The sequence below is a fragment of the Streptomyces sp. NPDC046557 genome (assembly GCF_040645975.1).
Classification (GTDB): domain Bacteria; phylum Actinomycetota; class Actinomycetes; order Streptomycetales; family Streptomycetaceae; genus Streptomyces.
The window spans coordinates 74723-100947 of the sequence record NZ_JBEYZH010000021.1; the positions used below are offsets into that span (position 1 = coordinate 74723).

At 68.8% G+C, this 26225-nt stretch carries 18 protein-coding genes; 8 read left to right on the plus strand and 10 right to left on the minus strand.

Going from position 1 to position 26225, the window contains the following annotated elements:
- Nucleotides 1-285 precede the first annotated feature (285 nt).
- The 10 genes from ABZ934_RS26700 to ABZ934_RS26745 all read right to left on the minus strand — a co-directional run bounded on the left by ABZ934_RS26700 (nucleotide 286) and on the right by ABZ934_RS26745 (nucleotide 11518).
- Nucleotides 286-783 carry a YbaK/EbsC family protein gene (locus ABZ934_RS26700; RefSeq protein ID WP_361317913.1) on the minus strand — a complete coding sequence of 166 codons (498 nt, stop codon included), beginning with the start codon at nucleotides 781-783 and terminating at the stop codon, nucleotides 286-288.
- Nucleotides 784-825: 42 nt separating this feature from the next.
- A complete protein-coding gene (locus tag ABZ934_RS26705) occupies nucleotides 826-1905 on the minus strand; it encodes a zinc-binding dehydrogenase (protein WP_361317915.1) in 1080 nt (359 codons plus the stop codon).
- A 21-nt stretch (nucleotides 1906-1926) separates the two neighbouring features.
- Nucleotides 1927-2190, minus strand: coding sequence for an acyl carrier protein (locus ABZ934_RS26710; protein WP_361317917.1), 264 nt, complete (start codon nucleotides 2188-2190; stop codon nucleotides 1927-1929).
- Nucleotides 2187-3173: an alpha/beta hydrolase gene (locus ABZ934_RS26715; RefSeq protein WP_361317919.1), complete on the minus strand. Its 987-nt coding sequence runs from the start codon at nucleotides 3171-3173 to the stop codon at nucleotides 2187-2189. The genes ABZ934_RS26710 and ABZ934_RS26715 overlap by 4 nt, the downstream gene beginning before the upstream one ends.
- Nucleotides 3166-4575 carry a condensation domain-containing protein gene (locus ABZ934_RS26720; protein WP_361317921.1) on the minus strand — a complete coding sequence of 470 codons (1410 nt, stop codon included), beginning with the start codon at nucleotides 4573-4575 and terminating at the stop codon, nucleotides 3166-3168. Before ABZ934_RS26720 ends, ABZ934_RS26715 begins: the two co-directional genes overlap by 8 nt.
- A gap of 48 nt (nucleotides 4576-4623) precedes the next feature.
- The gene (locus ABZ934_RS26725; RefSeq protein ID WP_361317923.1) at nucleotides 4624-5361 is read right to left on the minus strand and encodes an enoyl-CoA hydratase-related protein; all 738 of its coding nucleotides are present in this window, start codon (nucleotides 5359-5361) and stop codon (nucleotides 4624-4626) included.
- A gap of 52 nt (nucleotides 5362-5413) precedes the next feature.
- Nucleotides 5414-7135 (minus strand): acyl-CoA dehydrogenase, encoded by a 1722-nt coding sequence (locus ABZ934_RS26730; protein ID WP_361317925.1) that lies wholly within the window; start codon nucleotides 7133-7135, stop codon nucleotides 5414-5416.
- On the minus strand, nucleotides 7132-8889 hold the full coding sequence (locus tag ABZ934_RS26735; RefSeq protein ID WP_361317927.1) for an acyl-CoA dehydrogenase family protein: 1758 nt from the start codon (nucleotides 8887-8889) through the stop codon (nucleotides 7132-7134). Before ABZ934_RS26735 ends, ABZ934_RS26730 begins: the two co-directional genes overlap by 4 nt.
- Entirely contained in the window at nucleotides 8886-10646 is a 1761-nt protein-coding gene (locus ABZ934_RS26740; RefSeq protein WP_361317929.1) for a fatty acyl-AMP ligase, read from the minus strand. Before ABZ934_RS26740 ends, ABZ934_RS26735 begins: the two co-directional genes overlap by 4 nt.
- A gap of 77 nt (nucleotides 10647-10723) precedes the next feature.
- Nucleotides 10724-11518: an alpha/beta fold hydrolase gene (locus tag ABZ934_RS26745; protein ID WP_361317931.1), complete on the minus strand. Its 795-nt coding sequence runs from the start codon at nucleotides 11516-11518 to the stop codon at nucleotides 10724-10726.
- Between the two features lie 259 nt (nucleotides 11519-11777).
- Between ABZ934_RS26745 and ABZ934_RS26750 the strand changes: the two genes are divergently transcribed.
- The 8 genes from ABZ934_RS26750 to ABZ934_RS26785 form a co-directional block, all read left to right on the plus strand.
- Nucleotides 11778-12533, plus strand: a complete 756-nt coding sequence (locus tag ABZ934_RS26750) for a 4'-phosphopantetheinyl transferase superfamily protein (protein ID WP_361317933.1) — start codon at nucleotides 11778-11780, stop codon at nucleotides 12531-12533.
- A 778-nt stretch (nucleotides 12534-13311) separates the two neighbouring features.
- Nucleotides 13312-14346, plus strand: coding sequence for a LuxR family transcriptional regulator (locus tag ABZ934_RS26755; RefSeq protein ID WP_361317935.1), 1035 nt, complete (start codon nucleotides 13312-13314; stop codon nucleotides 14344-14346).
- Between the two features lie 292 nt (nucleotides 14347-14638).
- Entirely contained in the window at nucleotides 14639-15325 is a 687-nt protein-coding gene (locus ABZ934_RS26760; protein WP_361317937.1) for a DUF4097 family beta strand repeat-containing protein, read from the plus strand.
- Entirely contained in the window at nucleotides 15318-16601 is a 1284-nt protein-coding gene (locus tag ABZ934_RS26765; RefSeq protein WP_361317939.1) for a sensor histidine kinase, read from the plus strand. Before ABZ934_RS26760 ends, ABZ934_RS26765 begins: the two co-directional genes overlap by 8 nt.
- Nucleotides 16602-16629: 28 nt before the next feature.
- Nucleotides 16630-17316 carry a response regulator transcription factor gene (locus tag ABZ934_RS26770; protein ID WP_361317941.1) on the plus strand — a complete coding sequence of 229 codons (687 nt, stop codon included), beginning with the start codon at nucleotides 16630-16632 and terminating at the stop codon, nucleotides 17314-17316.
- Between the two features lie 253 nt (nucleotides 17317-17569).
- Nucleotides 17570-19687 (plus strand): MMPL family transporter, encoded by a 2118-nt coding sequence (locus tag ABZ934_RS26775; protein ID WP_361317943.1) that lies wholly within the window; start codon nucleotides 17570-17572, stop codon nucleotides 19685-19687.
- A 250-nt stretch (nucleotides 19688-19937) separates the two neighbouring features.
- Nucleotides 19938-24686, plus strand: a complete 4749-nt coding sequence (locus tag ABZ934_RS26780; protein ID WP_361317945.1) for an amino acid adenylation domain-containing protein — start codon at nucleotides 19938-19940, stop codon at nucleotides 24684-24686.
- The coding region (locus tag ABZ934_RS26785) for a condensation domain-containing protein (RefSeq protein ID WP_361317946.1) at nucleotides 24683-26225 on the plus strand (1543 nt) is incomplete at its 3' end. The genes ABZ934_RS26780 and ABZ934_RS26785, both read left to right, overlap by 4 nt.

Here is a 26225-nt window from a genome sequence, read left to right on the forward strand (position 1 = left end):
CCGTACGGGTCAATCTGATTCTGGATGCCAACGGCAGGGGAGCCGGTGCATGCAGGCGTCAGGATGCTGCAACGGCAGAGTGTGGCCACGGCGCGAATGCCGACGCGCCCACCGCAGGCCCCTTGTGGGGGACGGCGGCGCGGTTGTGCGGTGGGCCCGGTGGTAGCCGGTGGGCAGGGCAGGGAGCAGCGGGTCGTCGCTGGTGGTGGGCGCTGGTGGTCTCCGGGCGGCGGAACACTCCGCCGGTCGATGCGCACGGTCTGCACGCGATGTGCGCAATACCGTTCAGGTGATGGAGGCCACCTGGGGTTCTGCCAGCCGCCGGTAGTCCTCAGCGAGGATCGCGAACGATCGGTCAAGCCGAGCGGCGTTGAAGAAGAGCTCGCGTTCCTCGAAGAGTGCGGGGTCGGCCACCACGGTGATCTCGGGATGGAAGGAGAACGGGGTGATCGTCCCGCTCACCGTCCCGCCGAGCTCCTCGGCGATGCTTTGCTCGGCGAACTGGGCCTTCCGGCCGCCGCAGACTCGGGCCACCTGTTTCAGCTTCACACGGCGGTCACCGGGTATGACTGCGAGCACGTGTCGGCGCCTGATCTCCGCGTCGACGACGGTGACCACCATGCACTTGGCGGCGGCGGAGAGCTTGTGGCCCCGCAGCTCGCTCGCGCGGACGGTCTGGCCCTCCGGCGGATGGTCGATCAGCCGGAAGGGAATGTCACGACGGTGGAATAGGCCGAGCAGTTGATGGTAGATCGCTTGCGAAGTCGGTGGTTCATCGGTCACTTGTCCTCCAATGTGGGTGACGCATAGTCACCGGGTCCGGGCTCAGTGGTCCAGCGATGGATCGATGACGATCTTGGCGTGGTGATCCGGTTTGGCCAGTTCGGTGATGGCGTCGGACAGACCGCTCAGGCCGGTCGTGCCGGTGATGATCGCGCCCGCGTCGATCCTGCCGTCCGCGATATCGCGCAGGGTATGCCGGTACTCGGTCGGGCTGCCGCCGAAGGAACCGCGGATGTCAAGCTCCTTGTTGGCCAGCAGGCCCGAGTCGACGGTGTCCGGCCGAAGGCAGACGCCGACCAGCACGATCTTCGCGCCGGCCGGTGCACCGGCCACCACCTGGTTGAGCATGCCCGGAGCGCCGACGCATTCGAAGAGGACCACCTCGGTGGTCCGCAGTCCCCGGTACTCGGCCGCCATCCGGTCCATCGTGCCGGGGATCACCCCGAGCGAGGTCCACCGCTCGTAGGGGGACTCCATTGCCGGATCGATCAGGATGTCGGCGCCGAGCTGCTCGGCCAGCGCACGGCGCTTGGCGGAGAAGTCGACGGCGACCACCGGGCCGTGCCCGCGGGCCTTCAGCACGGCGACGATGGCCAGACCGATCGGGCCGAGGCCGAGTACGACGGTGACCTCACCCGATGAGAGGTCGGCCCGGCGCACGGCCCGGGTCGCCACCGAGAACGGTTCGGTGAGCGCAGCCGTCCGTGGATCCAGGCCGCCCGGCACCGGCAGGGTGAAGGCCTCGGAAAGGATCATGTACTCACCGAAACCGCCCGGGAACGCCGGCGTGTAGCCGACGATCCCGCTGCCCTGCGGTCCGAAGCCGATCGGCGGGCCGCAGACCACGGTGCCCACGGGGAGGGCACGAAGGGTGCCCGGGCCGTAGTCCACGATCTCGGCTGCAAATTCGTGGCCGAGCACCACTCCGTTGCTGATGTCGTACGGGGTCCCGCCCGAGCGGCGCATGACAGTGGTGAAAGCCTCGGGGTCGCCGAGGGCGTGCAGGTCGGAACCGCAGATTCCGCAGGCCAGGGTACGGACCAGCACCTGGCCGGCCTGCGGCACCGGGTCGGGGACTTCTTCGATGACGAGAGCCCCCGCACGGGTAATGGCAGCACGCATGTGATCGTCCTCCTCGCTGGGTCAGTCGGCGACAGGGGCGGTGGACAGTCGCTCCTGGAGCAGTCCGACCAGCGCGTCGACGGTCGGGTAGTCCCAGGCGAGGGTCGGTTCGACCTCGATGCCGAACTCGTCCTCCACATCGCCGCACAGGGCGAGCGCGTAGACGGACTCCAGGCCGTACTCGACCAGCTTGACGTCGGGCTTGATGTCCTCGACGGGCATCTCCAGGTAGTAGGCGATCTTGTCGGTCAGCCAGGTCGCGAGGTCTCGGGTGGTCAGGCTCATGGATGAACTTCCTTCGTTGTGCTTGTCGGACGGAGGGATTGGATGAAATTGATCAGCGCGGCCGAGACCTCGGCCGGTCGCTCCTGCTGGGTCCAGTGGCCGCACCCCGGCAGCAGGCGGGTTTCCCGCAGTTCCGGAACGGCGCGACGCAGCTCGCTGTCGAGCCGCTCGTGGTCGAGTCCGCGGATGACGAAGTCGTGGTCGCCCGCGATGTACAGAGCCGGGACGGTCACCTTGGCGCGGTTGAGCGGGGCGGTCAGTTCCCAGTTGGCACCGAGGTTGCGGTACCAGTTGAGGCCGCCGGTGAAGCCGGTCTCCGTAAACTCGCGGGCGTATACGGTGAGATCGTCCTCGGTGAGCCACTCGGGCAGCTCCGCATCCGCCGGGTAGAGGTCGAGGAAGCCGCCGCCCTCCGGGACCACCACCTCGAAGGCGGGTGCCGTGCCCGAGGTGCCCGCGAACAGGCGTCGCAGCGAGCCCGATACGTCGCGCGTCAACTCGCGGTCGGCGATGCAGGGCTGCTGGAACCACAACATGTAGAAGCGGTCACCGTAGGCGCGGCGCATCGCCGGCAGGGGGGGGAGCCCCGGACGGGGCCGGTACGGAATACTCAGCCCGACGACGCCGCGGACCAGGTCGGGCCGCATCAGCGCGGTGTGCCAGGCGACTTGGGCCCCCCAGTCGTGTCCGGCCACGACGGCCTGATCGGCCCCGAGGGCGCCGATCAGCGCGACCACGTCACCCACCAGGTGGTGGATGGTGTACTCGCCGACGTCCGCGGGGCGCTCGGTCCGGCCGTAACCGCGCATGTCCGGCGCGACAGCGTGGTAGCCGGCCTCCGCCAGCGCGGTCAGCTGGCTGCGCCAGGAGTACGAGGTCTCGGGGAACCCGTGCAGCAGCAGTACGAGAGGGCCGCGCCCGGCCTCGGCGATGTGTACCCGCCGGCCGGCCGCGCGCACCCCGCGGTGGGTGATCTCAGTCATGGACACTGCCACCCGCGCCGAGTCCGAGGAGCCCTGCCAGCTCGGCACCTTCCACCAGACGGAGGCGGGAGACGGGACGGTCGGGGTCCGCGACGGCGGCGTCGACGGCGCGTACGAAGTACCTGGCGAACCGCTCGATGGTGTCCGGGTCGAAGAGGTCCACGTCGTAGCGGAAGTCGACGGCCAGTGATTCGGTGCTCTGCCTGACGCTCACCGCGAGGTCCAGCTGGCCCTCTGCCTGAGGGAGTTCGTACGGTGCGAGCAGCAGGTCTGCGAACGGAACCGGCTTGCCGTCTCCGGCACCGTCGAGCAGCAGGCGCAGCAGCGGGTCCGGTGTGGCCGTGCCGATCATGTTGAAGGTGACCCGGCAGAGCGAGGAACCGGCGCTGGTGCGCGGGCGATTGGCCGTACGGGTGAGCAGCTCGAACGGGTAGCCGACCCGTGCGATGCCGTTCTTCACCTGCTGATCGGCGGCGAGGGCCGCGTCGCGGAAGGTGGTCGTGGGAGTGAAGTCACCTCGGAAGACGAGCGTGTTGATAAAGTTGCCGACCACCTCGCGCATCGCGGGGCTCATCCTGGTCGTCGTCGGGCAGCCCACCAGGAAGCCGTTCTGCCTGGTGTAGCGGTGGAGCAGGCTCTGGAACGTGCCGAGCAGGAAGGAGAACAGGGACACTCCGGCGGCCCGGGCCGTCTCCCGCAGGGGACCCAGCCGGTCCTCACCGAGTTGGAGATGGTAGGTCCGGCCGGCATTGCTCGGGGTGGTCGGCCGCGAACGGTCGGTGGGGATCGTGACCGGTAGCGCGTTCTCGCAGAGCTCGTGCCAATAGCGCTCCAGCCGAGCGCCGCGCGGGGACGCGAGCAGGGCGCGCTCCTTGGTCACGTACTCGTCGTACGACCCGACGGGTGAGGTGAGCCGGTGCTCCTCGCCCTCGGTCAGCCCCCGGTAGACCTGCATGACGTCGCGCAGCATCAGCCAGTTGGACGTGGCATCGGTGGCGATGTGGTGACCGGCGATCAGCAGGACGGAATTGGTGGCGCTCCGTCGCAGCAGGGTGAAGCGGAAGGCGCCGCTCTGTTCCAGCGCGAACGGGGCGATGAGCTCCGCGCGGACGGCGCGGCTCAACGACGGGTCATCGGCCTGCGGGAGCTCCCGGACATCCAGGTCGGCGAGCCGGTGGCCGTGCAGCAGCCGGACCGGCTCCCCGTCCGGTTCGTCGAAGGTCGAGCGGGCCAGCTCGTGCCGGGCGACCATTTCGGAGATGGCGCGATCGAGCCGGGACAGATCGACTGCGGAGCGGATCTCCAGGGCGACCCCGGTGTTGTAGACACCGCTGGTGGGTGCGACCCGGCGCAGGAACCAGAGGGCCTGCTGGGCGTGCGAGAGCGGATGGCGGCTGGGCATGGTGGTCCTTAACTCCGGATGGCCGGCGGCTCCGGTGTGGGCGTCGGGCTAGTGGCCGAGGAAGGCGGGCGGCCGGCCGTCCAGTGCAGCGCGGAACCCATGACGGAGGTCCTCGGTGTTGAAGAGCGCGGCGAACTGTTCCCGTTCGAGGTCCAGGCCGAGGCTGATCGGCAGGCCGACACCCCCGTCGACGGCCCGTTTGGCGGCCGCCAGTGCGGCCGTCGGACCGTTCGCGAACTGCTCGGCCAGAAGCTGGGCCGCCGAGCGGACGTCGGCGTCGGGGACGACCTCGTCCACCACACCGATGGCGAGTGCCTCGGCGGCGGTCAGCCGGCGACCCGTGAAGATCAGCTTCTTTGCCTGCCCCGCGCCGATCAGCCGAGGCAGGCGCTGAGTCCCACCGGTGCCCGGAATGATCCCGAGGCCGATCTCCGGCAGACCGAGGACCGCGCCCTCACCGGCCAGCCGGTAGTCCGCGCAGAGCGCCAGTTCCAGTCCGCCGCCGAGCGCATAACCGGCGATCGCGGCCAATACCGGTTTCGGTATCTCCGCGATGGCGTTGAATCCGGCGTGCAGCAGCCGGGTGTGAGCGTCCGCGGCGGCCGGAGGACGGTCGGCCATCTCGCGCAGATCGGCGCCGGTCGCGAAGACGCGGCGGTTGCCGTAGAGGATCACGGCGCGTACCGCGTCGTCTTGGCCGACCGCGGCTGCCGCCGAGGCCATCTCCTCGGGCAGGCGCGGGTCGACACCGCTGAACACGGGCCGGTTGAGCCGGATGGTAGCCACCGGCCCTTCGATCTCGACTCGCACGTACGTACCCGTCACTGTTTCTCCCACGTCAGGCAAGTCGACGGCCGATCAGGTCGAAGCCATTGCCGTTCTCATAGCGGTCGATCAACTCGGCGAAGACCTTTGGATCTCCGGCATCCGCACCCGGCACCGGCGGACAGCCCAGCCGCCCGGTCAGCCGGGAGAGCGCGCCGGTCAGCCAGGCGGGCTCGCGGAGAAAGGCACTCGGATTGTTTGGATTCCACAGCCACACGCCCAGGCAGCTGGCGGCCGCCAGCAGCAGTGCGTACCGCTCGGCGATCTCGAAGCTCACCGGCCCGGCCAGCGGTGTCCGATCACGGGGCGCGAGTGCGTCGCAGTCCGCCTTGAGGTTGCCCAGCTCCTCCAGCAGCTGGGCGCACAGCGCACCGAGCACCGGCTCCCCGCTCAGTTGCGCGCCGGCCTCCTCCAGCGCGGACATCAGCGGATCCGTTCGCCCGGCCGTGACACCGAGCTGCTCGAAGTCCAACTCCGGCAGCGACCCAGCCAGGTGGAACACCTCTCGAGGTGCCGCTGCTCCGGACATCCAGCTGTTGCGGGCCAGCCGCGGCAGCTGCGGGATGACTGTGGCCTGGCACACCGTGCCGCCCGCATGCACCAGCGAGGCGACCGGAAGGTCCCGCGCATGCTTCTGGAAGATGCCGTGGGGGCCCTCACGCAGGAACGAGCGCGCGCCCAGTACGACCGCCAGCGAGTCGACGGTGTCCCGGAACAGCGACGGGACGAGGTACTTGACCGCGGCCGCGTAGACACTGCTTTGACGGGGCAGCAGGTGCAGCGCACGGCAGACCGTGGTGGCGAAGGAGTCGGCGATCAGCAGATCGAGGAAGGCGCCGGTGAGCACCGAGCGGGCGTGCGGCAGGTCGGCCACCGAACGGTGATACAACCGCCGTCCGACCGCGAAACCGGTGACCGTGCGAAGCTGCTGGTCCACGGCTCCCAGCCCGGCGGCCGGCAGGACCGCCCGAGTGACCTGGAAGGCTCGCAGGATGGTCTCCATGGCCTCGCCGACTCCGCCGGCCACCGACGTCACCGGCAGCGGGCAGTCCCGGAACTCCAGACCGCCCAGGTACATGGAGCGCACCCCTGAGGTGCGGTAGCGCGGCAGGAAGCGCAGCCGGTCACGGGGCGCTGAGGCCATGTCGACCAGGACCATGGAATGGCTGCGGCTGCCCGGCGCGTCGCTCGTCCGCGCCAGTACGGTGACGGCTTCGGCCCGGGCCAGGTTGTTGATGATCTCCTTGCGCCCGTTGAGCACAAGCCTGTCCCGACTGACCTCGGCCCGGAACGCGGTGCGGGTCACGTCGTTCCCGGTGGACATGTCGGTGTACGCCGCGGCGATCCGCCCGTTGCGGCACAACACGTCGGCCAGCCAGCGCTGCTGCTGCGCGCTGCCTTCCGACCACACGTTCACCGAGCCGACCAGGTTGCTCGCCCCGTGGCCCAGCGCGAGCGAGCCGTCCCGGCGGAACAGCGGACGGAGCACGCGGGCCAGTTGGTCCGCCCGCTCCATCCGCCCCCCGAGCCTGCGCGGGACGAACTCGGAGCCCAGCCCGTAGGCATCCAGGACCCGTTCGCCGGCGGACAGCAGGTCGCCCCTGTCATCGGCGGCCAGGAAGGCTTCGAAGCCGAGCGGATTGTCGCGCTGCTCCGGATCGCCGAAGAGCGACTCCAGGCGGGTCGGTACGTCGAGGTCGGCGTAGAGCGCAAGGGGCGTGTTCGTGGTGGTCATGCGCTGCCTTTGACAAGGGGGTAGTGCAGGAGCGACGGCAGGACGCCGGAGCCCTGCTGCTCGATCAGGAACGGAACCAGCCGCTCCAGTACGTCGTCACCCGGATCCGGTCGGCCGGGGCGCAGCCGCGAGAGCAGTCGGGACAACACGGCTTCCAGCCAGAGCCCGTCAGCCCACAGTCCCCGGTCGTGGTCCTGGGACTCGTGGTTGCGCAGCCAGAGGTGGAGGGCTGCCGACGCCGCGTAGCAGTACGCGTATTTCTCGGCGAGCCCGAATGCGGAGGCCGGGACCTCGACGGCGGTCGGCCGGTGGGCGGCCAGCTCGACCGCGAGACCGTCGGCCACGGCGCCCACAGCCTCCGCTCGGCGGGCCAGCGACGAGGGGGCTGCGCCGCGCGCCGCGAGGGCGGAAACCTCGGCCACCGCGTCGGCCAGCCTCTGCACCAGGCTGGAGCCGGTCCGCGGTACGAGTGAGAGCTGGTCTCGGTCGAACTCGGGCAGTGGCGCGTCCAACGACGTCGCGGCCGCGAGCCCCTCGGCGTCGCCCGTCCTCTTCCGCAGCTTTCGTGCCAGCAGGGGAAAGTGGTTGACCAGCGAGTGCAGGTTGACCAGCGTGTTGCCGTCGAAGATGCCGACGATCCGGTGGTCGCGCTGCACCTTCTGGAAGCGGCCGTGCTGGTAGGTGGGGCCGACCAGCAGGGACCGCGCGCCGAGGACCGTACCGAGCCGGGTGATGGCCTGGTCGATCATCGTGGGCACCACGTACTTGGTGACCGCCGATACGGTCGCGAGCTCACCGGTGAGGCTGTGGATGCTGCGGCTCGAGACCAGGGTGACGGCCTCGGCGGCCAGGACGTCGGCGTAGGACTGCGCGAGCAGCCGCCGGGTCTGCGGCAGCTCGATCAGCCGTCGGCCGTAGGCCTCTCGTTCGAGAGCGAAGCCGGCGGCCAGGCCGAGCGCGTTGTCCGCCGCACCGAGCGAGAGTGCGGCACAGAGGATCCGGGTCAGTTGCAGGCTCTTGAGGACGATCTCGGCACCGGAACCCTCGCCGCCGATCAGCGCCGAGCGCGGCACCGGCGCATCGGTGAAGGCCACCCCGCTGATGTCGGCGCCGCGGATGCCGTGCAGTTTCACCGCGGGCAGCGGGCGGTAAGCGTGACGGCCGAGCCGCTCCTTGTCGACCAGCAGCAGGCTCAGGTCGCGGGCACCGCCCGCCTCGCCGGTCCGCGCCAGCAGGCAGACGATCCGGCCCCGGTTGGCGTTGTTGATCAGCCACTTCTCGCCGCTGACCGTATAGCCGTCGGCTCCCGGCCGGGCTACGACGTCACCCGCCAACAGGTCGCTGCCGTGGTCGCGTTCCGTCAGTGCCCAGGAGACCACCGCGCCGTTGATGACCTGCGAGGCCAGGTGTTCGGCCTGCTCTCGTGTAGCGCCCACCCAGACCGAGACGGCGCCGAGGAAGGTCTTGCCGTGCGCGATGGCGACCGTCAAGTCCCGTCGGGCGATCGCGCGCATCAGCTGCAGTACCTGCTCATAGCTCTGCAGCGCGCCGCCGTACGCGGCCGGGACATAGAGCGCGGGAAGGCCGAGGAAGTCGAGCTCGCGGCAGATCTCGACCGGGAACTCTTCCCGGTCGTCCAGCGCACCGCACCGCGCGTACGAGAAGAGCCGGCCGTCGTCATCCGGATCGCCCAGCCGGTGATCGAGCAGGGCGGCCTGCCGGTAGGAAGGGTGGGCCGTGGCGGGCGTGGTCATTCCGAGGTCCCCTCGCTCCGGTAGCGGCGGGCGGCCGCCGCGTCCAGGTCCTCAAAGACCGCCTCCAGGCCACCCCCGATGAAGAGCTCGCGCATCAGCGAGTGCTGGACCTTCCCGCTGGTGGTCTTGCGGACCTGCCCCGGGCGCAGCAGCACGAGGTTGGGTATCCGCACGCCGACGCGTTCCGACAGCTCTCCACGCAGGCGGCTCGTCAGGGCGGCGAGCTCACCCGGTTCGGCGGAGGGGCGGCGGATCTCCTGCATGACGACGATCTGCTCGCCGGTGACCGGAATCGAACAGGCGCTGCCGCTCAGGCCGCGGAAGCCCTCGTGCAGGGCGAGCAGCTCGCGCTCGATGTCGTGCGGGTGGAGGTTGCGGCCGTTGACGATCAGCACATCCTTGATCCGGCCGGTCACGTAGAGACTGCCGTCGTACAGGGTGCCGATGTCGCCGGTGCGCAGGAAGCCGCGTGCGCTCTCGGGGGTATCGGCGGTATCGGCGTGGAACGTCTGCTCTGTGGCCTGCTCGTTGCGCCAGTAGCCGGCCGCGATGCTGCCGCCCCGCACCCAGATCTCGCCGATACGGCCGTCGTGCAAGGTGGCCCGGGTGTCGGGATCGACGATCCGCAGGTCCATATCGTGGACCCGCCCGCTGCTGACCAGCTCCGGCCCCTGCGCCTCGGCCGACACCGGACGGAATTCGTTGGCTGCCAGGGCATCGCCGTCGACCCGGGTCACCACCGGCGGCTCGTCTGGCCGGGTGCCGGCGACGATGAGAGTGGTCTCCGCCATCCCGTAGCAGGGGCTGAAGTGGTCGAGCCGGAAACCGGCGGGGGCGAAGCGCTCGGCGAAGCGGTGAAGCGTCCCGGCGTCGATCGGCTCCGCGCCGTTTCCCGCACTGGTCAGGGTTCTGAAATCCAGCTTTTCCAGCTGAGCGTCGGTCACCCGGCGGGTGCAGAGGTCGTAGGCGAAGTTCGGAGCCACCACCGTCTTGATCTGCTTGAGGCCTATGAGCTCCAACCAGAGGTGCGGCCGACGAAGGAAGTCCATGGGGGCGAGCTGATAGGTGACCGCGCCGTGGTAGAGCGGAGTGAGGAGCATGCCGATCAGGCCCATGTCGTGGTGCGCGGGGAGCCATGAGCAGGAGCGGCTTTCGCTGTCGGCGGCGAAGGCACGGGTCATCAGGCTGATGTTGTGGGTGAGCGAGCCCCAAGTGACGACGACACCCTTCGGTGCGCTGGTCGAACCCGAGGTGTACTGGATGATCACCGGTTTGTCGGCGGTGGGTGGCTCGACCTGCCAGTCGGGGGCGTCCGGCAGGTCGAGCCGGTCAGTGGCCACGCACGGGACGTCCTGAAGCTCGGCGCGGGTCAGGAACTCCGCCGCGGTCCCGTGGTACTCCGAGTCGGTCAGCACCATACGGACATCCGCGTCGCGCACGATGCCGTCCGACCGGGAGCTGTGGCCCCGCTGGCTGCTCGGCTGCGGCGCGGGCACGGCGACCACACCCGCGTACATGCAGCCGGCCAGAACGGTCACGAAGTCCGGGCCGGTTCCGTACAGCATCAGGACGCGATCCCCGATCGCGCAGCGCTCCCGGAGCCAGGAGGCCACGGCGCGGGCCTTGCGGTCGAGTTCCCCGTAGGTCAGCGGCTCCTCCAGCAGGCCGGAGGCACCGTTGCGCACGAAAACCACCGCTTCCCGGTCGGGAGTCTCATGGCCGTGCTGTACCAGCCGACTCACCAGGTCAACGGGCATGGGTGCGGTGTCCTTTTCTACGATGAGGGCGGCGTGCGAAAGCGTGTCGACCCAGGGTGGGGCGGTCCTGTTGGCGGTCAGTTCCTGGTCCTGCGTCCGGCGTCGAGCACCCGCCGCAGACGCAGGTCCGACTGGAGGTGCCCGCTGATGTGCGCGAGCAGCTGCCGTTCCTGGTCCTGGAGGAAGAAGTGGTCGCCGGGGAAGACACGCGTCTCGAAGGCGGCGCTCGTGTAACCGGACCAGGCGGCCACGTCCTTGGTCGTGCAGTTCGCGTCGTCGGCACCCGTGTATGCCACCAGCGGGGCACGGTGCTTGGGGGAGTCGGCCGAGGGCTGGTAGGCCGCGGACAGGCGGTAGTCCGACCGGATGCTCGGCAGTATCAGCTCCAGCAGGAGCGGGTCCTCGACGGCGGCCAGCGAGGAGTGGCCGAGCTGGCGCAGCTCGGCCAGGAAGGCCGCGTCGTCCTCGGGCTGTGACTCGGAGCGTTCACGCAGGTGCGGGGCTTCCGAGCCGGAAAGGAAGATTCGTACCGGCGAAACCCCGTACTCCTGCAGGCGTAGTGCGACCTCGTGGGCGACCACCGCGCCCATGCTGTGCCCGAACAGGGCCAGCGGCACGTCCGCCAGGGCGCGCAGCGCGTCGGAGATCTCGTCTGCCATGGCGTGGACGGATGTGGCGAACGGCTCGCCGATCCGGTCCTGCCGCCCCGGGTAGCAGGCAGCAAGCAGCTCGATGTCCCTAGGCAGGATGCCGGCCCAGGACCGGTACGTGGTCGGTGCGCCACCGGCGTGGGGGAAGCACACCAGACGCAGGGCCGCTGCCTCCGGGGAGGCGCGGTACGTACGGAACCACCGAGCTGGAGAGGCGGTCATGGCTGTCCCTTCGGACCGGTAGAACAGGGCGTCGCCCCTTGGGCCTTCGGCACCGTGCTCGCGGCGGTTGCGACACGAGAGCCGACTGGGGTGGGGTGCGTCAGTGGATCTCCGAGCCCCCGCCCTGCGACGTTGCCGACCGGACCTATATCCCCGCCATATCGAGGATCAGGGCTCCGGGAACGCCCCGCCGACCTTGATCGACTTCCGGCTCGGCTGGCAGGCTGTCGCGCACCGACAACAGGGAGCGGGTGATCTGATGGACCTGGCTATCGGCGAGGTCACGGTATGGCGGGTCCTGGTGACACCGGCGAGCTCCCGGGCGGCCGAAGCGGCCCGGGGCATCCTGGACGACGAGGAGTCCGCCAGGGCCGGCGCCTTCCGGCGGGACGTGGACCGAGCGCTCTATCTCGTCGCGCACGTGGCTCTGCGGACCGTACTCGGAGTGGTTCTGGACATGCCCGCCCGGAAGGTCGTTCTCGGCCGGGCAGCCTGCCCCGGATGCGGCGGCCCGCACGGCCGGCCACGGACGCTGGGCGGCGGACCGGTCGAGTTCTCCCTCTCGCACACAGGCGGGATGGCCCTGATCGCGCTCGCCCGTGACGCCGTCGGCGTCGATGTCGCCCAGCGGGCGACCTTCGACGAGGCGAGGGGCCTGAACATCGCAGCGCGGCTCCATCCCGCTGAGCGCGCCGTCCTGGCGGAGCTTCCGAGCGCGCGGACAGCAGCCGCGACGCTGCGCTGCTGGGTCCGCAAGGAGGCTTACCTCAAGGCCACCGGAATCGGTCTCGCCGCGGGCGCGGACTCCGTCTACGTCGGCCCGGGCCCGGACCATCCGGTGGCGCCCGGAGCCGGTCCGGTCCCTGCCGAGCCGGTGGGCTGGGGTTTCGCCGATGTCCCGGTGGCTGACCGCTGGGCCGCGGCGGTGGCGTTGAGCCTGCCGAACGGGGTTGTGTCACTACGGGTGCGTGCCGGGGAATTCGACCTGGAATCCGGAATCCTGTCGTCCTATTAGGGCCTGGAAAACCGTCGATCACGGCACCTATGCGCCATTTGTTTGCCCATTTCGGCCATCAAGAAGTCTTATATAGTGGACAAATAGGTTCAATATGCATTTTTGTGACAATCCGGGCATTTTGCTGAATTCGAGTTGACCTGCGGCGACGGCTAAAGCAACAATTGATCTTCGTTTGCTGGGAGTCCTGGCGCCTCTGCGTCTCACCATGTGAGTCCAAAGGGGTGCGGTGGTGGTATGAGTCGGCGGGGGATGGGTGTGGCAATGCTCGGTTGCGCAGGTGGGCGGGGACCAGTCGTAAGGCCGGATCGGGCGCAGGGTGGCGTCGCGGAGAGCGGCCACGGCGCGGGCCGCCCGCTGTCGGCATCCGTTTGTGAGGTCCTGCCGCCGACGCGGTAGGCGGGACTGCGTTCGCTCGGCGCGGCCTCAGCCACGGCATCGCCTTCGAGTTCCGCGTTCTCGTGGCTCAGTGGCGTGCTCAGTGCCGCTGCGCGCCGGCGATCGACCCGGGTGGCGCAACGCGGCCGTCGGCCCCCGGTGGCGTGCTGCCCACGGCCTTGCTCCTGTCCGCGGCCGACCTCTTTGGTCTCGCCGTCCGGTCGGTCCACATCGTCCAACATGCTGCCGCCGACCGTTCTTCGGCGTCACGCCGATTGGACTCCTTCAGATTAACGAACACCGTGACCGCCTCTGCGCGCGTATTTCGCAGGCCCGTACACCTGACCAGGGGTGAGGTACGGGACCTGTGAGGCGGTCGCGAGCATTGAATGGGGAAATCATGCTCACCCTTTTGGGTGTTGGTGAAGATGCAGACATCATCTACAAAGAAATGCTAAGAAACCCCACTGCCGGAATTTCCGAAATCGCCCTGAAGGTTGACTGGGACGATGCAAGGGTTCGCAGGGGCATGGACGAGCTCGCTCGGTTGTCACTGGTCACCTCATCGCGGGAGAACCCGGCCGTTCTCCGGGTGGCCGACCCGAGAGTCGGGCTCTCGTCGCTGCTGCGCATCCGCGAATCCGAAGTTCAGCAAAGTCAGCGGGACTTGGAAGCGAGCCGCCTCGCTCTCGAGGGTGCCATCTCGGAGTATGCGTCGATTGTCCCGTCCTCCGACATCCCCCTGTTTGAACAACTCGATGGGCCGGATTCGATCCGTCTGAAAATCGAGGCATTGGTGGCGGGCTGCGAGTCAGAAATCATGGAGTTCGTCTCGCCGGACATGTGGGGCGTCGTAAGCGCGGAAGCAATCAGGGCCGTGGAGGAGACTGCTCTGGAGCGGGGCGTGCGAATCCGCTCCATAGGGCTGGGGAGCATTCCCAAAAATAGCGACATGATGCACCATATGCAATGGCTGGCGAGGTCCGGTGCGCAGGTCCGGATAGCGCCCACACTGCCTCCCCATATGGTGATCTATGACCGCCAGACTGCGATCATGCCGGTGGACCCGGCCAGCGCGCGCAAGGGTGCTCTCGTCCTGGAAGGCAGCGGAATCGTCGCGGCGCTTTGCGAGTTGTTCGAGCAGTTCTGGTCGACTGCGGCTCCCATCGGAATCCATTCCACCGGGAATGCCGACGAGCTGATGAGTCAGCAGCAGGCAATCCTGACACTGTTGTCACGAGGGCACACGGACGAGGCTATCGCGCGACGACTTGGTGTCTCGGTCCGCACCAGCCGCCGGATGACTGCGGGTATCGCCAGCCAGTTGAGGGCCAAGAGCAGATTTCAGATGGGCGTGGAGGCAGCCCTGCGAGGTTGGGTCGGCCCGGACGAAGTCGGCCGGCAACTCGGGCTCACTGGCCCTGTTCCGGAATGACACCGACGCTCAATAGTTCTGCAATCAATTCGAAGATGGCCACGGCGCACAGCTCACCCGCGCTGCACCGCGCCAACAGGGTCGAGTATGGCTGATTGCCAATCAGAAGCCTATCCAGGACGCGGAGTCTTCGCCTCCCCCGCACGGGGGAGTCTCTCTTCTCCCCCATGCGGGGGAGCTTGGTCTCCCCCGCGCGGGGGAGACCAGGACTCCCCTCTCGCGAGGGATGCGGTGCCGAGGGTGCGAAAGCCATGCTCTGTGATGTCAAGACCCCTCTCACGAAGGAACCGAGATGCGCCAACTGAACCGCCGCCTGCTGATCACTGTCGCCGCGTGTGGACTGTCCATGGTGGGGCTATCGGCCTGCTCCTCGGCAGAGGAGCACAAGACGAAGACGGTGAACTACGAAGAGACCGCTCCTGTGCGCACCCTCGTGATCAAGGGCACTGTCGGCGACATCAAGGTGAGCGGTGAGGCCACTTCTGTCAGCGTCACGGAGAAGCACTCCTACCAGACCGCCGAGCCCGTGGCCTCGCACTCCCTGGTGGACGGCACGTACACCCTGAGCTATACGTGCCCCGACTCGAAGTGCGGGGTCGACTACACGGTGCAGGTCCCGGCAGGGACGGCCGTGCAGGTCACCAGCGAGACGGGGGACATCAACCTCTCCAAGCTGACCGGGGGGATCGGGGCCCGTACCGGCACAGGCAGGATCGAGGCAACCGACCTCTCCTCGCCGCAGGTCCAGCTCACCACAGACACCGGCGACGTGACTGCTGGCTTCGTCAAGAGCCCGTCCTCGGTCTCTGCCAAGGTCTCGACGGGAGACGTGCGCATCGCCGTGCCGGCCGGTCAGTACGCAGTGGACGCGCGATCCGAGAGTGGTGACGTTCACGTAGAGGTGCCCCAGGCGGCTGACTCCAGCAGTAAGATCATCGCGAAGACCGACACGGGTAGCGTGACGGTCTCGAATGCGTGACCACGCTGGGCGCCGTGCTGCCCAGTGGCCTCTGACCTGGCTGGCGCGCGAAGACCAGCAGGGGCGGCGCGGGGACATGTTCGAGTCTCCGGAGAGACTGTCCAGACTTCAGACGCGTGCCGTTGCGTTCGGCGATTCGCTGCAGCGCTGCCTCCAGGGAGTCGACCTCCGCGCACTGGACACCTTGCTGGCCGTGATTTCGGTCGCGACCTCGATGTGGTTCGTCGCCCAGGACAGCATGGGCTGGAACTGGTGGGTCTATCTGTTGGGCATCGCCACCGGGCTTCCGCTCATCTGGCGCCGCCGGATGCCCTTCGCCAGTTTCCTCCTGTCGGCCGCTCCGTCACTGCTGATGTCGCTGGTGGCCCACACGGCCCAGCCGGTGATCCCGCTGTACACAGTGCTCAGCATCTACACGGTGGCCGCGCTGGCCCGGGACTGGCAGCGCTGGCTCGCTCTGTCAGCCATGGTCGTCGCGAACATTCTGTTCACCCACTCGGTCAACGGAATGCTGGTCAACGTTCTGCTGACTGTCGGCTCCTTCGCCTTCGGCTCGGTGGTCCGGGAGCTGCGCAACCTCGTCCGGAGGGAAGCCGAGCGCTCGCGGCAGCTGGAGCGTCAGGCCGCCACTGAGGCGGCGCGGGCGACCGTGGAGGAGCGAGCGCGGATCGCCCGGGACATGCACGACATCCTCGCCCACGCGGTCTCCCTGATGGTGATCCAGGCGGAGGCCGGACCGGTGGTGGTCATCAGCGATCCGGCTCGCGCGACTGCGGCGTTCGAGGCCATCGCGGAGTCGGGGCGGGACGCGATGGCCCAACTGCGGCGCATGCTGGGGGTGCTCAAAGAGGACGGGCACGAGATGAAGCGCGCTCCGCAGCCCGGTGCACACATGCTGCCCCAGCTGGTCGACGGAGTCCGACAGGCGGGCATCGCCGTGGAACTGACGGACAACAATCCGAGCGGCACCCTGCCCGCCGACGTGGACGCTGCGCTCTACCGGATTGCGCAGGAGGCGCTGACGAACGTGCTGAAACACTCCACGGCGGCGACGGTCACGGTGCGACTGACCCGTACCGCCGATGAGCTGACCCTGGTGATTGCGGACGACGGTACGGGACGGCGCCGACCCCTAGGATCGACGCTCGGGGTGAGGAGCGGCCGTGGTCTGATCGGGATACGGGAGCGGGCGACTTCCTGTGGGGGCAGCGCCACGACCGGACCCGGCACGGACGGCCGCGGCTTCACAGTCACCGCACAGTTGCCCGTGCGGTAGTGGCGGGGCAGGGAGAAGGAGATCCGTTGTGGGAATCAGCGTCGTCGTAGCGGACGACCAACAGTTGGTCAGAGCAGGGTTCAGCATGATCCTGGACGCTCAGCCGGACATCGATGTAGTGGCGGAGGCCTCCGACGGTGCGGAGGCGGTCGAAGCGGTGCGTCTCCACAAGCCGGACGTGTTGCTGCTGGACGTGCGCATGCCGGTGATGGACGGGCTCGAAGCCGCCCGTTTGGTGTGTGCTGAGAGCGACTGCAAGGTGGTCATGCTGACCACGTTCGACATTGATGACTATGTCTATGAAGCGCTGTACCTGGGGGCCAGCGGTTTCCTGCTGAAGGACGTGCGCAGGGACGACCTCATCCACGCGGTGCGGATGGTTGCCGCCGGCGAGGCACTGCTGGCACCCTCGGTCACTCGTCGCCTTATCGCCGAGTTCACCATGCGCAGGAACGGCACGGGCGATGCCCCTGCCGCGATTCAGTCGCGGGCCGCCGCGCGGCGGCTCAGGACGCTCACCGAGCGGGAGCAGGAGATTCTGCGGCTGATCGCGCGAGGGCTCTCCAACGGGGAAATCGCGGCAGAGCTGCAGGTGAGTGACCATACGGTCAAGAGCCATGTGAGCAATTTGCTCAGCAAGCTGGGCCTTCGGGACCGAGTGCGCGCCGTTGCCTTCGCATACGAAGCCGGAGCGGTGATTCCGGGCGAAGCCTGAGAGGCCACCCCTTCATCCGACAGAGTTCGGCTCGGCATGTCACGAATACCCAGGCATGTCGGCGCCGTTCGTTTTGCTGTCGTTTCCTGGGGGGCTCCATTCGCCGAAGTCCCTCCCTCGGGGGAGAGACAAAGATCCCTCTGGACGGCGATCCGTTGCCGCGGGCGGCAGGCAATTCTGATGTCCAATCCACTCAACGACATCAGGAGCGCACATGTCCCGTGCATCCAGTCCTCCCTCGGTCCTCCGGGGCATGGCTAACCTCACCGTCCGCCGCCCGATAGCGGTCATCCTGTGCTGGATCGCCATCCTGCTGATCGGGATCACCATCGGCAGCGGGGTGCTCAACCGCATGAACGGTGGTGGGAGCTCCGCTCCGGGAAGCGAGTCCAACCGGGGCGGCAAGGCCATCGACGAGCTCTACCGCCCGGATGATGTCATCACCGCCGTCATCGCGGGTGAATCCGTGGACTCGCCGACTCTGCGGAGCCAGGTCGCCTCGGCCGTTACCGATATCAAGGCGATCAACGGCGTCGGAAGCGTCGTCGATCCCTATCAGGTGCCCCAGGCCGTCGCGCCGGACGGCAGGGCGTTGACCATCCACGTGGGCTTTCCCTACGGCATGGACGGCGACGCCGCGGACAAGGCGATTCAGCAGTCCGTGGACCGGCTGAAGGCGATTGACGCACCTCAGGTCCTGGTCAGCGGAGGCCCGCTGGTCAACCAGGAGATGAACGCCGCAGGAAACAATGACGTCACCAATGCGGAGCTCTACTCGCTCCCGGTGGTGGTGCTCCTCCTCGGTCTGGTGTTCGCAGGTGTCACCGCGGCGTTCCTGCCCCTGGCCGTCGCCTTCTGCGGCATCAGCGGCAGCCTCCTCGTGCTGTACGGACTCAGCTTCGTGACGGACATCAACTCCAACGCGCTCCAAGTGACGACCATGCTCGGACTGGGGCTCGCCATCGACTACGCCCTGCTGATGGTCAGCCGCTTCCGCGAGGAACGGGCCAAGGGAGGGGAACTGGACGATGCCGTCCGACGGACCGTCCTGCGGGGTGGTCGTACGGTCGCCTTCTCCGCCCTGACCGTCGCCGTCTGCCTGGCTGGGCTCACGGTCTTCAACAACCCCGCCCTGCGCAGCATCGGTCTGGCAACCGCCGCGGTGGTGTTCATCGACATGGCCGCCGCCCTCACCCTGCTGCCGGCGCTGCTCACCCGCTTCGGGCACCGGGTCTCCGCCAAGCCCGCCAATCCGCGCGCCGGCTCGGCCTTCGGCCGGATCGCGCGAGTCGCGACGGCCCGCCCCGTCATCACGGCCCTGGCCACCACCGCTGTGCTCGCCTTCCTGGCCGCTCCCGCACTCGGCATGAAGTCGTCGAGCGGTGACGCACGGTCGCTGCCCAAGTCGAGCGAGTCTCGGCAGTTCTTCGAGATCGTCGCGGCGCACTTCCCCGTCGGAACCCAGGCTGACCCGGTCCTCGTCCTCGTCCAGGGGCACGGCCCGGAGTACGACACCTTCACCGAGCGCATCCGGCACGACTCCGCAGTGCTTTCCTCCTCGGTCAGCCCGTCGCCCTCAGGTGGTTCGCTGGTGAAGCTGACTCCGGCCGGGACCAGCGACGGCTCCACCGCCCTGGCTCTGGTCGAGCGCATCCGGGCTGATCGCGGCGATCTGGACTTCCTTGTGTCCGGTCCCGCCGCCCGAGTGGTGGACTACCAGGCGATGCTGATGTCCGGCCTGCCGTGGGCAACTCTGATCGTCGTCGGAGGCCTCCTGGCGCTGCTGTTCGCCTTCACCGGTTCGCTGCTCATCTCGGTCAAGACCATCCTCACCACAGCTCTCAGCCTCGGTGCTTCGCTCGGAGTGGTCACCTGGGTCTTCCAGGACGGCCACGGGGCGGGGATGTTCGGGAGCGAGGGGCTGGGTGCGCTCAACCTCGTCGCCCCGCCGCTGATCGTGGGAGTCGCCTTCGGCCTCGCCATGGACTACGAGATCTTCATCCTGGCCCGGGTGCGCGAGGCTTGGCTGGCCGGAGAGGACTCTCGCGAGGCCGTCGTGACGGGCCTCCAGCGGAGCGGCCGGATCGTCAGTTGTGCCGCTCTGCTGATCTTGATCGTCTTCGGCGCCTTCATGCTCGGCGGATACTCCCCGGTGCTGCAGATCGGCCTGGGACTCAGCCTGGCCGTCCTGTTCGACGCGACCATCGTGCGCATGCTGCTCGTCCCGGCGACCATGGCGCTCCTCGGACGTACGGCCTGGTGGGCTCCGGCTCCGCTGCGCCGCCTGCACGACCGGTTCGGGCTGAAGGAAGCGGACGACGAGCTGGCCGAGGTCGTCCCGCTCCGAGCCGGTGCCATCGAGCGCGTTTGAGGGACGGAGCCTGCTGTGCCCACGACGGGGCGCCCCGGACCCGGGACACGGGTCCGGGCCCCTCAGGGCACGAGAGGACGCGATGGATGATGTGCCGGGTTGGCTCAATATAGGACGCTTGTAGACAGGCGCCGAAGGATCTTGGTCAGTACGGGGACCGCTGTGTGGTGTGAGGCATGTCGTGTGCCGATCGGCCAGGCGAGACCGTTCGCACGACCTTCCAACGGCTACCTATCCGCGAGGAGCACCTGTGGTCCGGCGTCCGCCTCTGCATCACCTTTTCAGCAAGCGCGTTACCCAGGACCCGGATCTGCCCGCCATTGTGGACGGCCCGCATGTCACGACCTACCGGCAGCTGGACGAGCAGTCCGACCGACTGGCACGCCACCTGTCCGGGCTCGGGGTCGGACCAGAGGGCCGGGTAGCCGCCTGCATCCCCCACAGGGCCGGCCTCGTGGCAGCCGCACTCGCCGTATGGAAGACGGGTGCGGCCCTGGTCCCCCTGGACCCCGGTGCGTCCGAGGGGCGGCTGGAATGGGCTCTGCAGGACGCGGGGGCTGAGCTGATCCTCACGCACGAGGGGCTCGACCTGCCACCGGGCGGGGTGCGCCAGGTGCTCATGGACACGGATCCCCGGACGTTCCCGGCTGCGGCCGTCGGTTCCGACGTAGCGGCACCGGACCACGGGGAGGCCGAAGACCGGCCCGCGGTCATCGACTACGCGGGCAGCGATACCGCATTGGTGGTGGGCCACGCGGCCCTCGGCAACCAGGCCGCCTGGGCGATCCAGCGCCTCGGCCTGACCGCCGCCGACCGGGTGCTGGTCTCGGACGAGGCAGACGGGCACACCTGGTGCTGGGCGGCCTTCGCCGTGCTGGCCGTCGGCGGCACGGTGGTCGTCGCTCCGCAGGCCGCCGAGGACGAGGCGGCCGTCGTCCTCGGGACCGTCGCCGAGCACCGCATCACAGTGCTTCCGGTCACCCCGAGGCAGCTCCGCCTGTATTCGGGTCACCCGAACTGGAACGACTGTTCCTCGGTGCGCGAGGTGGTCTGCCACGATAATGCGCTCCCCGACGGGTCCGGCGGACAGCCGGTACTGCCCGGCGGGGCACAGCTGTGGAACACCTACGGCTCGACCCGGGGCCTCACCGTGGCCTCGGCCCGGCAGGTGGACCCTGCCCAGGACGACCAGGACCGACTGCTGGGACGTCCCATCGAGCAGGTGCGGCTCCTCGTGCTGGACGAATACGGCGACTCCCTCCCGCCCGGTGTTCCCGGAGAACTCCACCTTGCCGGAACCGGGGTGCCACTCGGCTACCACCGGCGCCCGGCGCTGACCGCCGACCGGCTCCTTCCCGACCCCTACGGCCCGGCGGGCAGCCGGATGCTGCGTACCGGTGATCTGGTCCGCTGGCGGAACAACGGCTCGCTGGAGTACCTCGGCCCGATCGACGGACCTTCCGCCGCCGGGCAGCCCTACGCGGGCGCCGGGTCAGTATCCTCCGAGGGCGCGCCCGCGCCGGGCGTGGCCGGCGTGCTCGTGCGACCGCCCTATGTGGCACCGGTGACGGACGCCGAACTCGCCGTCGCCCGGGTCTGGTCCGAGCTCCTCGAGGTGGACCGCGTCGGCGTAGACGACAACTTCTTCCAGCTGGGCGGCTATTCGCTGATCCTGACTCAGCTCGCGGACCGCCTACACCGGAGCACTGGCAAGCAGGTCCAGCTGGCCGACCTGTTCATGGCGGTGACGGTCAGGGAGCAGGCGGCGCTGCTTTCGGAGGACTCGGACGCCCACCCGCCGCTCGTGCCGGTCCCGCGCGACGAGCCGCTGCCGCTCTCCTCGGGCCAGCGCCGGCTGTGGGTCATCGACCGGATGGATCCCAACAGCCCGGAGTGGGTCTCCCCGCTCCTGGTGCGTCTGCCCGCCCACCTCGGCACCGAAGTGGTCCAGCGGAGCTTGGATGCCCTGGCCGTCCGGCACGAGGCGCTCCGGACCAGGTACGTCACCGTCGACGGAGAGCCGGCGCAGATGGTGGAGCAGCCGACCCCGGTCGAGCTGCGCGTCGTCGATTGCTCGCGCGAGGAACTTCCGGCCCACTGCGCCGAACAGTTCCAGGCCGGGTTCGATCTGGCCGCGGGCCGAGTATGGCGGGCGCTGCTGGGCCGGGTGGCCGGCGAGGAGCAGGTGCTCCTCGTGACCATCCACCACATCGCCTGCGACGGATGGTCCACGATGCTGCTGGAGCGCGAGCTGAGGCAGCTCTGCGCGGCCTTCCACGAAGGCCGGACTCCAGAACTGCCCGCACTGTCCGTCCAGTACGCCGACTACGCCGCCTGCCAGCGGCTGTCGAGCACGAGTGCGCAGCTCACGGGCGAACTGGAGTTCTGGCGCAAGGAGCTCGACGGGGTTCCCACGCTCGAACTGCCCACCGACCGGCCCCGCCCGGACAGGCGTGACGCGAGCGGTGGTGCGGTCGCCTTCACCGTCCCCGCCCGGCTGGCCTCCGCCCTCACCCTGCTGGGCAAGCAGCATCAGGCCACCCCCTTCACGACACTGCTCACCGCCTTCAGCACCCTGATCGCCCGCTACAGCGGGCAGTGGGACGTACCCATCGGAACACCCGTGGCCGGGCGGTCCAGGCCCGAGGTCGAGCCGATCGTCGGGTTCTTCCTCAACTCCCTCGTGCTCCGCTGCACCCTGGACGGCGACCTGCCCTTCGCCACCGCGCTGGAGCGGGTCCGGGACGTCACCCGGGACGCCTTCGCGCATCAGGAGCTCCCCTTCGACCAGCTGGTCGACGAACTCAGGCCTCAGCGGGACCTGTCCCGGACCCCGCTTTACCAGGTGGCGTTCAACTTCCACGACGAGTCCATGGTGGCCGGGCTTCCGCAGCTGAGCGACATCGAGCTCCTCCGGGACGCCCGGCGGGTGTCCAAGACTGATCTCACCCTCTATATCCGCCCGGAGGCCGACGGCACCTGGGTGGGCGCCCTCGAATACGCCACCGCTCTGTTCGACCACACCACTGTTGAGCGGCTGACTGGCCAGCTGGTCCGCCTGCTCGAATCGGCGGTCGCCGACCCCGGGGCCCGGCTCTCCGACGTCGACATCATGCCGGCGCCGGAGCGCGAGCGGCTGCTCGGCGAATGGAACGCCACCGCCTCGGACTGGCCCGACACTTCGGTGAGCGAGCTCATTGAGGCACGCGCGATCGCCGCACCCGATGCTCCCGCGCTGATCACGGACGACCGTCGGCTCACCTACGGAGAGCTGGACCTCCGGGCCAACAAGCTGGCCCACTTCCTCAGCGCGACGGGCGTGGGCCCGGACGACCTGGTCGGCGTCTGCCTGGAGCGGGGGGTCGACCTGGTCACTGCTCTGCTCGCCGTGTGGAAGACCGGTGCGGCGTACGTCCCGATGGACCCCGCCAACCCGGCTGATCGGCTGGCACATGTCCTCTCGGACAGCGCGGCTCGTGTCCTGATCACCGACTCGGCGACTGCGCAGGTCGCCGTTGCCGACGCGACCGGGTGCGAGCAGGTCCGGCTGGACCGCGACAAGGAGGCGATCGACGCCCAACCCGGCACCTCGCCGGGCCGCTCCATCGACCCTGAGCAACTGGCTTACGTCATCTACACGTCGGGTTCCACGGGCAAGCCGAAGGGCGTCATGGTGACGCACCGAGGGCTGGCCAACCATCTGGCCTGGGCCGCCGAGGACCTCGTCGGTGATGCTGACGGCGGAGCCGCACTCTTCTCCTCGGTCGCGTTCGACCTGCCCGCGACGAACCTCTACACCCCGCTGATCGCCGGCCGGCCCGTGCACGTGCTGCCCTCGGACATCGACCTCGCCGACCTCGGCCCGGCCCTGCTGGCAGCGGGTCCGTTCAGCTTCCTCAAGCTGACCCCCGGTCACCTGGACCTGTTGGCGCATCAGCTCACGCCGGAACAGCAATCCGGGCTGGCGCACTGGATCGTGGTCGCCGGTGAGGCGTTGCCGGCCCGGCTCGCCAACCACTGGCTCGATGTCCTGGGCCCGGGCCGGCTGGTCAACGAGTACGGTCCCACCGAGTGCTCGATCGGATCGACCATCCAGCCGGTCACCGCCCCGTACACCAAGTCGGTCCCGTTGGGCGGACCCCTGCCCAACACCACCGCGCACATCCTCGACCCCGCGGGACAGCTGGTTCCGGTCGGCACGGTCGGTGAGCTGTGTGTCGGCGGTACCGGGGTGGCCCGCGGCTACCTGCACAGGCCCGGGCTGACCGCTGAGAAGTTCGTTCCCGATCCGTTCGGACCTCCCGGATCGAGGCTCTACCGCACTGGGGACCTGGCCGTACGCCTGCCCGACGGAAGCATCGACTTCCTCGGCCGCATGGACAGTCAGGTGAAGATCCGCGGCTACCGCGTTGAGCTCGGTGAGATCGAGTCCGTCCTCACTGCGCAAGCCGAGGTGCGCGAGGCGGTCGTGGTGGTACGCGTCCTGAGCAGCGGTGACAAGACGCTCGTGGCCTATGTGGTGCCGGCCGACGGGAAGGCCATCGAGGCGAGGCACCTGCGCGAGCAGCTGACCGCCGTCCTCCCCGAGTACATGGTGCCCTCGGCCTTCGTCGCTTTGGACCGCATCCCGCTCACCGCCAACGGGAAGACCGACTACCGCGCGTTGCCGGAACCGGGCGGGGCGAGTGAACACCGGGCGCCCGCGGACCCGATCGAGGAACGCATCAGCGCCATCTGGGCGGAGCTCCTCGGGGTGGAGCAGATCAACCCCGACGACAGCTTCTTCGAGCTGGGCGGGCACTCGATCCTGGCGATCCGGATGACCTCACGGATCCAGGACGAATTCGACATCGACATCTCCGTCCGGGCGATCTTCGAGCACGCCACGGTCAAGCAGCTGGCCGCTGCGGTCGAAGCCCACGTCAGGGCGGAGATCGAGCAGATGTCCGACACCGAACTTTTCAACGAAGCGCAGCTGATGGGGGAGCAGGGAGCATGAGCGCCAACGGTAACGGGCACCGTGGGGACCAGATCACGGACGAGCTGCGCGCGGAACTGCTACGCCGCCGGCTGAGTGGCACCGGGAAGAACAAGGCCGGAACCGGCCGCGCCGCGTTTCCCTCGGCTGACCGCGACAAGCCGCTGCGGACCTCGTTCGGGCAGCAGCAGATGTGGCTCCTCAACCGCATGCAGCCGGACAGCCCCGAGTACCTCGTGCCGCTGGTGCTCAGGATGCGCGGGCCGCTGGACGCCGAGGTCCTGCGCCGGTCCCTGGAGCACATCCTCGGCCGCCACGAGGTCCTGCGCAGTCGCTACGTCCTGGAGGAGAGCGGACTCGTCCAGGTCGTCGACGCGCCCCGGCACCTGGAAATGCCGCTCGTTGATCTCAGCGCGACGCCGCCGGCCGAACGGGATGACCACGCGCGTGGCCTCGTCGAGAAGGAGGTGTCCGTCTCCATCGACCTGGAGCAGGAGTGGCCCGTTCGCGCCATGCTGCTGAAGTGCGACGACCAGGAGCACATCCTGACGGTCACCTTCCACCACATCGCTTGCGATGCCTGGTCGATGCGCCTTTTCGCTGAAGAGCTCAGCACCCTCTACCGGGCCTTCGCATCCGGCACAGATGTGCGGCTGGCACCGCTTACGGTGCAGTACGCCGACTATGCGGCATGGCAGAACCGCCACTTCAGTGGCGACGTCATGGAGCAGCACCTCGCGTACTGGCGCGAGCAGCTCGCCGACCTGCCCAGCCTGGAGCTGCCGACCGACCGGCCGCGTCCCGTCGAGCGCTCCTGGGCGGGCGACCTGACGCCCCTCACCGTCCCGGCCGACCTCGCCGACCGCGTGCGGGATCTCGCCAAGCGCCACAACACCACCCTGTTCACAGTTCTCCTGACCGCTTACCAGGCCCTTCTCTCCCGGCACACCCGCTCCACCGACATCCCGGTCGGCGTGACTGTCTCCGGGCGTGGCCGTCCGGAGCTCCAGCAGCTCATCGGCTACGGCATCAACACGCTCGTCATCCGCGGGCAGTGGGCCCCGAACGCCTCGTTCGAGGAACTGATCGCCGGTACCGGCGCGACCCTGATGAGCGCGTTCGATCACCAGGCGGCGCCTTTCGCCTTGCTGGTCGACGAGCTCCAGCCGGATCGCGACCTCTCGCGGACGCCGCTGTTCCAGGTTGACTTCATCCTGCAGCAGGACCGCGCCACGGCCTTCGACCTGCCCGGTCTCGACGTCGAGGTGCTCACGGGAGCGCACACCAGCAAGTTCGACCTGACCCTGGAGCTGCTGGAGAGCGCTGGTGGCGCGCTGAGCGGACACCTGCGGTACGCGACCGCTCTGTTCGACTCCGGGACGATCGAGCGCCTCGGTCGGCAGTTCTTGCGGCTGCTGGAGTCGGTGACCGCCGACCCAACCAGGCCGGTGGCCCTCGCCGACGTTCTTCCGGCTGAGGATCGTGGTGTGTTGGTGGGGGAGTGGGCTTCGTCGGTCGAGGTGCCGGTGGAGTGGTGTGTGCATGAGGTGTTTGAGCAGC

Bases quoted from the DNA above. Each gene is read 5' to 3' on its own strand.
- ABZ934_RS26710 (WP_361317917.1), bottom strand. From the start codon at position 2,190: ATGAGCCTGACCACCCGAGACCTCGCGACCTGGCTGACCGACAAGATC.
- ABZ934_RS26705 (WP_361317915.1), bottom strand. From the start codon at position 1,905: ATGCGTGCTGCCATTACCCGTGCGGGGGCTCTCGTCATCGAAGAAGTC.
- ABZ934_RS26720 (WP_361317921.1), bottom strand. From the start codon at position 4,575: ATGCCCAGCCGCCATCCGCTCTCGCACGCCCAGCAGGCCCTCTGGTTC.
- ABZ934_RS26745 (WP_361317931.1), bottom strand. From the start codon at position 11,518: ATGACCGCCTCTCCAGCTCGGTGGTTCCGTACGTACCGCGCCTCCCCG.
- ABZ934_RS26730 (WP_361317925.1), bottom strand. From the start codon at position 7,135: ATGACCACCACGAACACGCCCCTTGCGCTCTACGCCGACCTCGACGTA.
- ABZ934_RS26740 (WP_361317929.1), bottom strand. From the start codon at position 10,646: ATGCCCGTTGACCTGGTGAGTCGGCTGGTACAGCACGGCCATGAGACT.
- ABZ934_RS26715 (WP_361317919.1), bottom strand. From the start codon at position 3,173: ATGACTGAGATCACCCACCGCGGGGTGCGCGCGGCCGGCCGGCGGGTA.
- ABZ934_RS26765 (WP_361317939.1), top strand. From the start codon at position 15,318: ATGCGTGACCACGCTGGGCGCCGTGCTGCCCAGTGGCCTCTGACCTGG.
- ABZ934_RS26755 (WP_361317935.1), top strand. From the start codon at position 13,312: ATGCTCACCCTTTTGGGTGTTGGTGAAGATGCAGACATCATCTACAAA.
- ABZ934_RS26735 (WP_361317927.1), bottom strand. From the start codon at position 8,889: ATGACCACGCCCGCCACGGCCCACCCTTCCTACCGGCAGGCCGCCCTG.
- ABZ934_RS26775 (WP_361317943.1), top strand. From the start codon at position 17,570: ATGGCTAACCTCACCGTCCGCCGCCCGATAGCGGTCATCCTGTGCTGG.
- ABZ934_RS26750 (WP_361317933.1), top strand. From the start codon at position 11,778: ATGGACCTGGCTATCGGCGAGGTCACGGTATGGCGGGTCCTGGTGACA.
- ABZ934_RS26760 (WP_361317937.1), top strand. From the start codon at position 14,639: ATGCGCCAACTGAACCGCCGCCTGCTGATCACTGTCGCCGCGTGTGGA.